The sequence below is a fragment of the Sulfitobacter sp. SK011 genome (genome assembly GCF_003352065.1).
Lineage (GTDB): Bacteria > Pseudomonadota > Alphaproteobacteria > Rhodobacterales > Rhodobacteraceae > Sulfitobacter.
In genome coordinates, this window is the sequence record NZ_CP025803.1 from 1406411 (window position 1) to 1419254 (window position 12844).

Here is a 12844-nt window from a genome sequence, read left to right on the forward strand (position 1 = left end):
CGAATTAGGGCGCGGAATGGACAAAAACACTGATTTTAAGGGCTTTTTAAGCATTAATCTTTTGTTAATCAGACTGTTGTTTCCAGTTCGGACACGATCATACCCAATTAAGGCAAATTTCATTAATGCGTGGGAAAAGCGGGCGTTGTGGGGAAAAAAGTCGCACCTTTTAAACTTCGGCCTTAGGGTGGCGGCGTGATGATTTGTCAAATGGGTGAGTCGCAACACATGCGGCGCGCCCTGAGACCCAACAGGAGAATCCGATGAGCCCCACCACCGAACCGAGTTTTCGTGAAAGTGTAGACATCATGTTCAACCGCGCCGTGGCGCTGATGGACTTGCCACCGGGGCTGGAGGAGAAGATCAGGGTTTGTAACGCGACCTACACCGTGCGCTTTGGTGTACGGCTGCGCGGCAAAATCCAGACGTTCACCGGGTATCGGTCTGTGCATTCTGAACATATGGAGCCGGTTAAGGGGGGTATCCGCTATTCACTTGGCGTGAACCAGGACGAGGTCGAAGCGCTTGCCGCTTTGATGACCTACAAATGTTCGCTTGTTGAGGCACCTTTTGGTGGATCGAAGGGCGGGTTGTGCATTGATCCGCGTGAATACGACGAACATGAGCTTGAACTGATCACCCGTCGTTTCGCCTATGAGTTGATCAAGCGCGACCTGATCAATCCCGCACAAAATGTGCCTGCGCCGGACATGGGAACGGGTGAACGCGAAATGGCCTGGATTGCGGATCAGTACAAACGCATGAACACCACCGAACTTAACGGTGTGGCATGTGTGACCGGCAAACCGATCAATGCAGGTGGTATTCAGGGCCGCACAGAAGCCACCGGACGCGGGGTGCAATATGCGCTGCATGCGTTTTTCCGTGATTCGCAAGGATTGGAAAAGGCTGGGCTGACCGGCAAGCTGAAAGGCAAACGTGTCGTGGTGCAGGGCCTTGGCAATGTGGGGTATCACGCCGCCAAGTTCTTGTCCGAAGAGGACGGCTGCATTGTCACTTCGATCATCGAGCGCGATGGCGCGCTGCACGACGAGGACGGGCTGAACGTTGAGGCGGTGCATCAGTGGATCGCGAAACACGGCACGATCAAGGGCTATCCAGACACCCATTGCGAGGCGGACGGTGCCAAGCTGCTGGAAGTGGAATGCGATATCCTGATCCCGGCGGCCCTTGAGGGCGTGATCAACATGTCCAACGCCGACCGCGTCAAGGCCCCCCTGATCGTCGAGGCCGCCAATGGCCCGGTGACGGCGGGCGCGGACGAGATCCTTCGCAAGAAGGGCTGCGTGATCATTCCAGACATGTATGCCAATGCCGGCGGTGTGACGGTGTCCTATTTCGAATGGGTTAAAAACCTGAGCCACATCCGCTTTGGCCGCATGCAACGCCGTCAGGAAGAATCGCGGCACCAGCTGGTGGTTGACGAATTGGAGCGTCTGAGCTCGGACAAACAACTGGGCTGGACGCTGAGCCCGGACTTCAAGGAAAAATATCTGCGTGGTGCAGGTGAATTGGAACTGGTGCGCTCGGGCCTCGATGACACGATGAGCTCCGCCTATCAGTCGATGGCGAATGTCTGGCATGGCCGCGATGACGTCGATGATCTGCGCACAGCCGCATATCTGGTGTCGATCGAGAAAGTCGCAGCGAGCTATCGCGCCAAAGGCCTTTGATTGCGAACACAAGATTATGCAGGGCGGTCACGGCCGCCCTGTTGCGGCCGAAGAGTTATTCTATAGCGAAGTAGAAGTCTTTTGCATGAAGACGCTGGGCGCATTCAGCAATCTTTCGGATGGCATCAATGGATTTTGGGAAAACTGAATAAACGCCCGTTCTTGGGCGGACAGACCTGTGCACAGGGCGTAGGATCGCCGCATGATGTTTGATTTGCCCGATGACGATACCCTCTTCGCCGCACTCTTGGCACGCAACCCGGCCTATGATGGACGCGCCTATGTTGGGGTAACGACGACCGGCGTGTTCTGCCGGCTCACCTGTCCTGCGCGCAAACCCAAACGCGAAAACTGTCAGTTCTTCGACCAGATCGGGGCGTGTATAGAGGCGGGGTATCGGCCTTGTAAACGGTGCCACCCCATGTCCCCGGCCGCCGAAAACGATCCAGCCATTGCCCGTCTGCTAGGCGCGCTGTCGGATGACCCGGCCCGGCGCTGGGGCGAGCGCGATATCATGGCGCTGGGGTTGAACCCATCAACCGTGCGCCGCGCGTTCAAACGGCAATTTGGCATGACCTTTCTGGAAATGGCGCGGCTGTCGCGGCTGCGGACCGGGGCTGAAATGCTGCCTAAAGGCACCCGTGTGATCGACGCGCAGCTTGAGGCGGGATACGAAAGTCCGGCGGCCTTTCGCAATGCCTTTTCACGCTGGCTGGGCCTGCCACCGGGACGCTTTGCCAAGGACGCGATGCTGCGGGCGGACTGGATCGATACGAGGCTCGGTGTGATGATCGCGGTAAGCGATGCGCATGCGCTGCACCTGCTTGAATTTACCGAGCGCAAGGCGCTGCCCGGCGAGTTGAAACGACTTTACACTTTTGCCAAGGGCAGCCTTGGATTTGGCCGCTTTGCCCCGACCGACCGGATCGAAGCGGAATTGGATGCGTTTTTTGATTTGCGCAATGATCAGTTCGAAACCCGGCTGGCCCCCCACGGCACCGCGTTCACTCAAGACGTCTGGCGCGCGTTGCGCAAAATCCCGGCGGGCGAAACCCGCAGCTATTCCGATGTGGCCCGCGCCATAGGAAGACCGGATGCCAGCCGCGCTGTGGCGCGGGCGAACGGGGCCAATCCGATCGCCATTGTGATCCCGTGTCACCGGGTCTTGGGGGCGGATGGTGCGCTGACGGGATACGGCGGCGGGCTTTGGCGCAAACAGGCGTTGATCGAATTGGAGCGCGGGTTTGCGCGGCATGAAAAATCGGCGTTATCACGACCCAATACCCTAAAACGCGCATGCCTTTGCGGGGCTGCATTTGAAGGGGGGCCACATGGTCGCGTCATGCATGGCGCATTTGGGCAGGCCACTGTGCAGGTTGTGAAGGGCCAGTCGGTGAATGATATGACGTTTGGTCGCTGCCGGAACGGACTGTGACGCTAAATGCAATAAGAAAGGCGCAAGAGATTGATACTTCTCAGCTGACTTGGCAGTGTGGCCCGGTCTGCAAGAAGGGGATGATCATGCGGTTTTCGGGTTTACGCGTTCTGCGCGAAGGGTTGACCGGCAACAAAGGCTGGGCACCTCACTGGCGTGATCCGGAACCGAAAGCGGAATATGACGCCATCATCATTGGCGGTGGCGGGCACGGGCTGAGCACTGCCTATTATCTGGCCAAGAACCATGGGATGACCAACATCGCGGTGCTTGAAAAAGGCTATCTGGGTGGCGGTAATATTGGGCGGAATACGACGATTGTGCGGGCCAACTATGGCATGCCGGGCAACTCTGAATTCTATTCGCATTCCCTGAAATTGTGGGAAGGTCTGGAGCAGGACCTGAATTACAACGTGATGCATTCGCAGCGCGGGCTCATTAACCTTTGCCATTCCGACGGCCAGCGCGACGCTTTTGCGCGGCGCGGCAATACAATGATCAATCAGGGCGACGATGCGGAATTGCTGGATCGCGAGGGCGTGCGCCGATTGCTGCCCTATCTGGATTTCGACAATATCCGGTTTCCGGTGTTTGGTGGATTGCTGCACCGACGCGGCGGCACGGCGCGCCATGATGCGGTGGCCTGGGGGTATGCGCGGGGTGCCGATCAGCGCGGCGTCGATCTGATCCAGCAATGCGAGGTCACCGGCATTGATATTGAGAACGGTCAGGTGCGCGGGGTTCAAACCACGCGCGGGGCGATCAAGGCCAAGAAAGTCGGGATTGTGGTGGCGGGCCGTTCCGGTCAGGTGGCGGCGATGGCGGGTATGCGGTTGCCGATCGAGAGCCATATCCTGCAGGCCTTTGTGACCGAAGGGCTTAAACCCGTGATCGACCATGTGGTCAGCTTTGGCATGGGGCACTTTTACATGAGCCAGTCTGACAAAGGCGGTTTGGTGTTTGGTGGCGATCTGGATTTCTATGCGTCATATGCGCAGCGCGGCAACATGCCGATGATGGAGCATGTGATGGAGGCGGGCATGACGCTGATGCCGATGATCGGCAAGGCCAAGGTGCTGCGGTCATGGGGCGGGATCATGGACATGACGCCCGACGGCTCACCGATCATCGACAAGACCGATACGGATGGTTTGTTCATCGACTGTGGCTGGTGCTACGGCGGCTTTAAGGCCGTGCCCGGATCAGGGTTCAGCTTTGCGCATCTGATGGCCACCGGAAATCATCATGGACCGGCGGCAAAATACCGGTTGGACCGGTTTCGAACGGGGGTCGGATTGATGGATGAAGAGAGCACCGGCTCTCAACACAACCTGCATTGAGGGTGGCATGTTGGGATTTGTGTATTTTAGGAACAATGAAACGGGGGCAGCACGGCCTCTTGGGGGTATCTGATGCGCATTGAATGTCCGATATGCGGAAGCCGGGATCGGCGCGAATATTACTATCAGGGGGATGCGGTGGCGCTGGATCGCCCCGCGCCTGATGCGGGGGACGATGCTTGGGAAAACTATGTGCATCTGCGTGAGAACCCCACCGGTGCGCGGCGCGATTTATGGCATCACGATGGGGGCTGCGGTGCCTGGCTGGTTGTGACGCGCAACACCACGACGCATGAGATTTCCAAGGTTGAACTGGCTGCGGACATGAAAAGCGCCCAGATGAAAAAGGTGGCAAAATGAGGGTTGCAGGGAAAGGTCTGATCGACCGCAGCAAACCGGTTTCATTCTCGTTTGATGGCCATACCTTTGGCGGATTTCAGGGCGATACGGTTGCCTCAGCGCTTTTGGCGAATGAAGTGCGCCTGATGGGCCGATCGTTCAAATACCACCGCCCGCGCGGGGCATTGACGGCGGGCAGCGAAGAGCCAAACGCGTTGATCACCACGGGCACTGGCGCGGGGCGAGAACCCAACGTGCGCGCGACAGTTCAGGAGGTTTATGACGGGTTGGTGACACAGAGCCAGAATGCATGGCCGTCGCTTGGCTTTGACGTGATGGGCATCAATGATCTGGCGGCACCGTTTCTGGGTGCTGGATTTTACTACAAGACTTTCATGTGGCCGAAGAAGTTCTGGGAGGCCGTCTATGAACCGATCATCCGCAGGGCGGCGGGCCTCGGCGGGCTGAGCGGCGCGCATAACCCCGATACCTATGAACGCGCCTATGCCTTTTGCGATCTGCTGGTGATTGGGGCGGGGCCTGCGGGATTGATGGCGGCGCTTACGGCGGCACGCGCGGGCGCGGACGTCATTCTGGCGGACGAAGATGCGCTGATGGGCGGCCGGCTGAACGCTGAAACCGGTGAGGTGGATGGCAAGCCCGGTTCGGTTTGGGCAGCAGAGATCGTGGCCGAACTGGCAGCCATGGACAATGTCCGGCTGATGACACGCACCACGGTCACGGGGGCTTATGACGGCGGCATGTATGGCGCGCTGGAGCGGGTCAATCAGCACACCGGCAGGCGCGGTGATGCCCCGCTTGAAACATTCTGGCGGATTGCGGCAAAGCAGTCGGTTCTGGCCCCAGGTGCACTCGAGCGGCCGGTGGCCTTTCAGAACAATGACCGGCCAGGGATCATGACCGCGGGTGCTGTGCGGTCCTATCTGAACCGTTGGGGTGTGACCCCCGGCAAACATGTCACGGTTTTTGGCAACAATGATAACGCGCATCAGACCGCGCGCGACATGCATGCCGCGGGCGTCCATGTCGCGGCTCTTGTCGACAGCCGGCATGATGTGGACATCGAAAGTGCGGATTTTCCAATCTACAAGGGCGCACAGGTCTGTAATGCCGGTGGACGCAAGGAGCTGGAGAGCATCACCATACGCACCAGCAGCGGCGAACAGGCGATCCAGACCGATTGTCTGGCGATGTCGGGCGGCTGGAACCCTACGGTGCATCTGACATGTCACATGAATGGGCGTCCCACATGGCGGCCCGACATTCAGGCCTTTGTGCCGACCGATGGCTCTGTCCCGAACATGACGGCGGCGGGGGCCTGCAACGGGGTGTTTTCGACGCAGGGGTGTCTGACCGCGGGCGTCGACGCGGCGCAGGCGGCGCTGTCTGCATTGGGCAAGAAAACAGCAGATGTCGAGATGCCAAAGGCCGAGGATGCGCCCTATAACATGAGCCCACTTTGGGCTGTTGCGGGCAAGGGCCGTGCATGGCTCGATTTTCAGAACGATGTGTCGGTCAAGGATGTGAAGCAGGCAGCGGTTGAGAACTTCAAATCCGTTGAGCATATGAAACGCTACACCACGCAAGGCATGGCGACGGATCAGGGCAAGAACTCGAATGTGGGTGCCTTGGCGGTGCTGGCCGATGCAACCGGGCGCGGGATACCAGAGACCGGGACGACGACATTCCGGCCGCCCTATACGCCGGTTGCCATTGCTGCGATGGGCGCGGGGGCGCAGGGCAAAGGATTTGCGCCGGAGCGGTTCACCACCAGCCACAAGGCCAGCGTCAAGATGGGCGCACCGATGATCGCAGCGGGGCTGTGGTACAGACCCAGCTATTTCCCGCGCGCGGGGGAAACGACCTGGCGGCAATCGTGTGACCGCGAAGTGGGCTTTGTACGCAATGCTGTTGGCATCTGTGATGTGTCAACCTTGGGCAAGATTGACATTCAGGGCCCGGATGCGGCGGCCTTGCTCGATTTCGTTTATACCAACATGTTCAGCTCGCTCAGCGTGGGACGTGTGCGTTATGGTCTGATGCTGCGCGAAGACGGGCATGTACTGGACGATGGCACATGTGCACGATTGGGCGACCAGCATTTCGTGATGACCACCACAACAGCGGCTGCAGGTCTGGTGATGCGGCATCTCGAGTTTGTGACGCAGTGTTTGCACCCCGAATGGCAGGTCTGCTTGACGTCGGTAACAGAGCAGTGGGCGCAGTTTGCAGTCGCCGGGCCAAAATCCCGGGAATTGCTGAACGGTGTGCTGGACAAGGAAATTGACAATGACACATGGCCATTTATGGCCTGTGGCGCGGCGTCGGTGATGGGCGTCGACGGGCGGCTTTTTCGGATCTCATTCTCGGGGGAACATGCCTATGAGGTTGCCGTGCCTGCGCGGTATGGTGCGAGCCTGTTTGATGTGCTGGTCAAACGCGCCGAAGAGATGGGCGGCGGGGCTTACGGGATGGAAGCGTTGAACGTGCTGCGCATCGAAAAGGGTCATATCACCCATGCTGAAATCCACGGGCGCACCACCGCATTTGATGTGGGCATGGGACGCATGGTATCGGCCAAGAAAGACTGCATCGGCAAGACGATGTCAGAGCGGCCCGGTCTGTTGGATGAGGACCGCGAGCAACTGGTGGGGTTCAAACCTGTGGGAGCGGTCAAACAACTCAGCGCCGGTGCGCATCTTTTTGAAAAAGACGCCGAGGCGGTCCGGGTCAATGATCAGGGCTATATCACCTCGGTTGCGTTTTCACCGGACGTGGGCACCTACATCGGACTGGGGTTCATCCAGCGTGGCCCGGAACGGCACGGCGAGGTGATGCGCATGGTCGATCACCTGCGCGGCCTGGAGGCCGAGGTTGAGGTCTGTTCCCCGGTCTTTGTGGATCAGACAGGAGGGCGTGTCCGTGGATGAATTGAAAGCTATCACAGCGTGCGCGGGCCTGTTGCCGCTGACGCTTGGGGCCGCAACACTTGAAGAAGTCGATGCAGGTCGGATGACCTCCTTGTCACGCTTCGATGACGGCAAGGCCCTGTCGGACGCATTGGAAAAGGCCCATGGAATGGCGCTGCCCAAACCCAACCGCGCCACTGGCAAGGAAGGGTGCCGCTGTATCTGGTTTGGCAGGGGCGAGGTTCTGCTTATGGGTCCCGCACCACACAAATTTCTGGGCAAACATGGCGCGGTTGTTGATCTGTCTGACGGGTGGGCCTGTGTTGAACTCAGCGGTGCCGCCGCAGTCGATGTTATGGCACGGCTGGTGCCTGTTGATCTGCGCGACACGGTGTTCAAACGTGGTCACAGCGTGCGCACGCAGGTTTTGCACATGTCAGCTTCGATCACGCGCGTCGGTGTGGACAGGTTTCAGATATTGGTGTTCCGTTCTATGGCGGCCACATTGGTTCACGATCTCAAACAGGCTATGGCAGCGGTCGCATCGCGCGGTTAATCTGCACCAAGGGGCCCGAATCCCTGTCTTATGTAGATCTGAGTGGAGTGTACTGATGATAATGAAACCAATTGCAGTGGCATTGACAGCCGCCCTGGTGATGACTTCGGGCCCGGCACGCGCGGTGTCCGAAAAAGAGGCGGATTGCCAGTTTCAAGCGAACTTGCTGTCGACAGTTCAGAAAGCGCGATTGAACGGCGTGTCCAAGGACAAGCTGACGGATGTGATCAAAGCGTCCAATCCTGACCTGTCTGAAAGCGTCCTGGCGGCCGTCCCGGCGATTGCGGACCATGTCTACAGCATCAATCGGAAAGAGCTCAAGGACGTCGACCTTGGTGCCGCGACCAAGGCACAATGTCTTGAGAACTGGGATCAAATTCAGGCGATGAAAAAGACGGTCAAGAACTAGCCGCTGCTGGACTTTGGTGGGGCGTCTCCAATATAAGAACCTATGAGCCTGCCACCCGGATTTTTGGACGAATTGCGCACCCGTTCCAGCCTGTCACAGGTGGTGGGACGCAAAGTTGTGTGGGATGTGCGCAAGTCCAATCAGGGCAAAGGTGACATGTGGGCACCATGCCCGTTCCATCAGGAAAAATCGGCCAGCTTTCATGTCGATGATCGTAAAGGATTTTATTATTGCTTTGGCTGTCATGCCAAGGGCGATGCCATTTCCTTTGTCCGCGAGACCGAGAATGTAGGCTTTATGGAAGCGGTTGAGATTCTGGCCCGCGAGGCCGGCATGCCGGTGCCAAAACAGGACCCGCGCGCGCAGGAAAAAGCCGACAAGCGCACGGAGCTTGCTCAGGTGATGGAACAGGCGGTGCAGTGGTTTCGCCTGCAGTTGCAAACCGGCCAGGCGGCAGATGCGCGCGCCTATCTGGACCGTCGCGGATTAGACGCAGCAGCGCTTGAGCATTGGGAGATCGGGTTCGCGCCGGGTGCGTGGCAGGGGCTTTGGGATGCGCTCAAGGCCAAGGGGGTCGAGGACGCGTTGATCCTGGGTGCAGGTCTGGCCAAACCATCGACCAAGGGCGGCAAACCTTATGACACGTTTCGGGACCGCATCATGTACCCGATCCGTGACGCGCGGGGCCGTGCGATTGCCTTTGGTGGCCGTGCGATGGACCCAAACGACAACGCCAAATATCTCAATTCGCCCGAGACGGAATTGTTCGACAAGGGCCGCAGTCTTTATAACGTGAAAGAGGCGCGGGTGGCGGCGGGCAAGGGGATGCCGCTGATTGTGGCCGAAGGATATATGGATGTCATTGCCCTGCACGGCGCAGGGTTCGAGGCATCCGTGGCCCCGCTGGGCACTGCGATTACGGAAAGCCAGCTACAGATGCTGTGGCGCATCGCGCCTGAGCCGATCATCACGCTGGATGGGGACACGGCAGGACAACGTGCGGCGATGCGGTTGATCGATCTGGCGTTGCCCTTGTTGGAAGCCGGGCAGAGCCTGCGTTTTGCCGTGATGCCGGAAGGGCAGGATCCTGACGACCTGCTCAAGGCACAAGGCAGTGCCGCGTTGCAAAAGCTGCTGGATGAGGCAATGCCGATGGTGCGCCTGCTGTGGCAACGCGAAACCGAGGGCCGCGTTTTTGACAGCCCGGAACGCAAAGCGGCGCTCGATAAAGCGCTTCGCGAAAAGATCATGTTGATCAAGGACCCGTCAATCCGCAGCCACTATGGGCAGGAAATCAAAGACTTACGCTGGCAATTGTTCCGGCCAAAAGCGGCCAAAGGCACCGCAGCACGTGGTCAGAACACGGGCAAATGGCAACCGGCACCGCAGCCGCCGATGGCCAGCACCAAAGCCTCTGCATTGGCGGCAGCCACGGATGCGCAAACATCAGAACATCTGCGCGAGGCGGTGATTTTGGCGGCTTTTGTCAATTGCCCACAGATCATTGAGGATTTTGAAAGCGGGCTGGAAAGCATGACCTTTTCCGACCGCACCCATGCGACATTGCGCGACCTGTTGCTGCGGCACGGCCATGCCGGTGAAGAGGTGCTGCGCGATCAGATTTCCAGCGTTCTGGGCCCCGATGCCCTTGAAAACCTCATCTCGCAACGCCACGTTGCCATCACACCCTGCATCCGCAATCCCGGGAACGTTGAAATGGCAACAATGACCGTGGCCGAAGAACTTGCGAAATTGGAAGCGGCGCGGGGATTGAATGCAGAGATTGCCGAAGCGGTTGAGGATTTGACCGGCGTTGCCGACGAAGGGGTGACATGGCGGCTAAGCGAGGCGGCGCGCGCCGCAGATCGCGCGGTGCGGACCGGGCAAGAGGACAAGGCGGAATACGAGTTGGGTGACAACGGTGCGCGGATGAAAAGAGATGAGCGCAGCGCACTGGACGCATTGCTGGACGGCATTAAATATGAGAAGCCCAAAGGGCGCGGATAGGTCAGCGTGACCTTTTCGCAGGAACTTTAGGAAAAATCAGGGTATCGGGTTTAAGAATCACCCAAAACCCCGCATGATTCGCAAAACCGAATCACCGCGAAGTGATTCGCGCTGACGCGCTGAAGGAGCACGACATGGCCGCCAAAGACACCAATGACGACGGCAAGCGAGACGAGAACGACAGTGGCCATTCGCTTGATATGAGCCAGGCTGCGGTCAAAAAGATGATTGGTGAGGCCCGCGAACGTGGCTATATCACCTACGGTCAGCTCAATACCGTGTTGCCGCCCGAGCAGGTGAACTCTGAGCAAATCGAAGATGTGATGTCGATGCTGTCTGAGATGGGCATCAACATTATCGAAGACGAGGACGCCGAGGAAGAAGACGCCAAAGGCAGCACTGAAGTTGCGACCACAGATTCCGCGCGTGATGTCACGCTGTCGTCTGGCACGGCAGAGAAACTGGACCGCACCGATGACCCGGTGCGCATGTATCTGCGCGAAATGGGCAGTGTCGAACTGTTGAGCCGCGAAGGCGAGATTGCGATTGCCAAGCGCATCGAAGCTGGCCGCAACACGATGATCGCCGGACTTTGCGAAAGCCCGCTGACCTTTCAGGCGATCACCATCTGGCGCGACGAATTGCTGTCAGAAGACATCCTGCTGCGCGATGTGATCGACCTTGAGGCGACATTCGGCAACACCATGGGTGAAGAAGATACGGCACCCGTCGTGGTCCCCGGTGCACCCGTCACCGAAGCGAAGACCGGCGAAGACAAGACCGAAGTGGATGCGGATGGCAACCCGATCACAAACGATGATGACGACGATGACGAGGACGAACAGGCCAACATGTCGCTGGCCGCGATGGAAGCGGCACTCAAGCCGCAGGTTCTCGAAGCGCTCGACATCATTGCCGACGATTACGTCAAGCTGAGCGAGATGCAGGACAGCCGGATATCGGCGACCCTGAACGAAGACGGATCGTTTTCGACCAAGAACGAAGCGACCTATCAGAAACTCCGCGCTGAGATCGTGTTGCTGGTGAACGAACTGCACCTGCACAACAACCGTATTGAAGCGTTGATTGACCAGCTTTACGGCATCAACCGCCGCATCATGCAGATCGACAGCGCGATGGTGAAACTGGCCGATCAGGCTCGTATCAACCGCAAGGAATTTGTCGACGAATACCGTGGTTATGAACTTGACCCCAACTGGATGGAGCGGATGGCCGAAAAGGCCGGGCGTGGCTGGCAGATGTTCATCGAACGCTCTTCTGACAAGGTCGAGGAATTGCGCGCGGACATGGCGCAGGTCGGTCAGTACGTGGGTCTTGATATCTCTGAATTCCGCCGCATTGTGCAGCAGGTTCAGAAGGGCGAAAAAGAGGCCCGTCAGGCCAAGAAAGAAATGGTCGAGGCAAACCTGCGTCTGGTGATTTCGATTGCCAAAAAGTACACGAACCGCGGCCTGCAATTCCTTGATTTGATTCAGGAAGGTAACATCGGCCTGATGAAAGCCGTTGATAAATTCGAATACCGCCGGGGTTATAAATTCTCGACCTATGCGACATGGTGGATCCGTCAGGCGATCACCCGGTCCATCGCGGATCAGGCGCGCACCATCCGTATTCCGGTGCATATGATCGAGACGATCAACAAGCTGGTCCGCACAGGCCGTCAGATGCTGCACGAGATCGGCCGCGAGCCGACGCCGGAAGAGCTGGCCGAAAAGCTGCAGATGCCATTGGAAAAGGTCCGCAAGGTGATGAAAATCGCCAAGGAACCGATTTCGCTGGAAACGCCGATCGGCGACGAAGAAGACAGCCAGTTGGGCGATTTCATCGAGGACAAGAATGCCGTGCTGCCGCTCGACAGCGCCATTCAGGAAAACCTCAAGGAAACCACAACCCGGGTGCTGGCATCGCTGACCCCACGCGAAGAACGCGTGCTGCGGATGCGGTTTGGCATCGGCATGAACACGGACCACACACTGGAAGAAGTGGGCCAACAGTTCAGCGTGACGCGCGAACGTATCCGTCAGATCGAGGCCAAAGCGCTGCGTAAGCTGAAGCACCCAAGCCGCTCACGCAAGCTGCGCTCATTCCTGGATCAGTAAAGCAATGTTACGGC

At 58.4% G+C, this 12844-nt stretch carries 9 protein-coding genes; all 9 read left to right on the top strand.

The genetic code is table 11. The features are described from left to right. Positions 1 to 263: 263 nt before the first annotated feature. The 9 genes from C1J02_RS06920 (at position 264) to rpoD (ending at position 12830) form a co-directional block, all read left to right on the top strand. The gene (locus C1J02_RS06920; protein ID WP_114877921.1) at positions 264 to 1694 is read left to right on the top strand and encodes a Glu/Leu/Phe/Val dehydrogenase; all 1431 of its coding nucleotides are present in this window, start codon (positions 264 to 266) and stop codon (positions 1692 to 1694) included. A 202-nt stretch (positions 1695 to 1896) separates the two neighbouring features. Further along, positions 1897 to 3129, top strand: a complete 1233-nt coding sequence (locus C1J02_RS21220; RefSeq protein WP_114877922.1) for a bifunctional transcriptional activator/DNA repair enzyme AdaA — start codon at positions 1897 to 1899, stop codon at positions 3127 to 3129. Positions 3130 to 3215: 86 nt separating this feature from the next. Continuing rightward, positions 3216 to 4469 (top strand): sarcosine oxidase subunit beta family protein, encoded by a 1254-nt coding sequence (locus C1J02_RS06930; protein WP_114880432.1) that lies wholly within the window; start codon positions 3216 to 3218, stop codon positions 4467 to 4469. Between the two features lie 72 nt (positions 4470 to 4541). After that, entirely contained in the window at positions 4542 to 4829 is a 288-nt protein-coding gene (locus C1J02_RS06935) for a sarcosine oxidase subunit delta (protein WP_114877923.1), read from the top strand. Next, on the top strand, positions 4826 to 7759 hold the full coding sequence (locus C1J02_RS06940; protein ID WP_114877924.1) for a sarcosine oxidase subunit alpha family protein: 2934 nt from the start codon (positions 4826 to 4828) through the stop codon (positions 7757 to 7759). The genes C1J02_RS06935 and C1J02_RS06940 overlap by 4 nt, the downstream gene beginning before the upstream one ends. Then, positions 7752 to 8294, top strand: a complete 543-nt coding sequence (locus C1J02_RS06945; RefSeq protein ID WP_114877925.1) for a sarcosine oxidase subunit gamma — start codon at positions 7752 to 7754, stop codon at positions 8292 to 8294. Before C1J02_RS06940 ends, C1J02_RS06945 begins: the two co-directional genes overlap by 8 nt. Before the next feature lie 55 nt (positions 8295 to 8349). Further along, on the top strand, positions 8350 to 8703 hold the full coding sequence (locus C1J02_RS06950) for a hypothetical protein (protein ID WP_162798257.1): 354 nt from the start codon (positions 8350 to 8352) through the stop codon (positions 8701 to 8703). Between the two features lie 42 nt (positions 8704 to 8745). Beyond that, complete coding sequence (gene dnaG, locus C1J02_RS06955; protein ID WP_114877927.1) at positions 8746 to 10710, top strand: DNA primase; 1965 nt, start codon at positions 8746 to 8748, stop codon at positions 10708 to 10710. A gap of 134 nt (positions 10711 to 10844) precedes the next feature. Further along, positions 10845 to 12830: an RNA polymerase sigma factor RpoD gene (rpoD, locus tag C1J02_RS06960; RefSeq protein ID WP_114880433.1), complete on the top strand. Its 1986-nt coding sequence runs from the start codon at positions 10845 to 10847 to the stop codon at positions 12828 to 12830. The last annotated feature ends 14 nt before the right edge of the window (positions 12831 to 12844 follow it).

What these genes read in the sequence shown, in the direction of transcription:
- C1J02_RS06935 (WP_114877923.1), top strand. Translation starts at nt 4,542, where the DNA reads ATGCGCATTGAATGTCCGATATGCGGAAGCCGGGATCGGCGCGAATAT.
- C1J02_RS06950 (WP_162798257.1), top strand. Translation starts at nt 8,350, where the DNA reads ATGATAATGAAACCAATTGCAGTGGCATTGACAGCCGCCCTGGTGATG.
- dnaG (WP_114877927.1), top strand. Translation starts at nt 8,746, where the DNA reads ATGAGCCTGCCACCCGGATTTTTGGACGAATTGCGCACCCGTTCCAGC.
- C1J02_RS21220 (WP_114877922.1), top strand. Translation starts at nt 1,897, where the DNA reads ATGATGTTTGATTTGCCCGATGACGATACCCTCTTCGCCGCACTCTTG.
- C1J02_RS06920 (WP_114877921.1), top strand. Translation starts at nt 264, where the DNA reads ATGAGCCCCACCACCGAACCGAGTTTTCGTGAAAGTGTAGACATCATG.
- rpoD (WP_114880433.1), top strand. Translation starts at nt 10,845, where the DNA reads ATGGCCGCCAAAGACACCAATGACGACGGCAAGCGAGACGAGAACGAC.
- C1J02_RS06930 (WP_114880432.1), top strand. Translation starts at nt 3,216, where the DNA reads ATGCGGTTTTCGGGTTTACGCGTTCTGCGCGAAGGGTTGACCGGCAAC.
- C1J02_RS06940 (WP_114877924.1), top strand. Translation starts at nt 4,826, where the DNA reads ATGAGGGTTGCAGGGAAAGGTCTGATCGACCGCAGCAAACCGGTTTCA.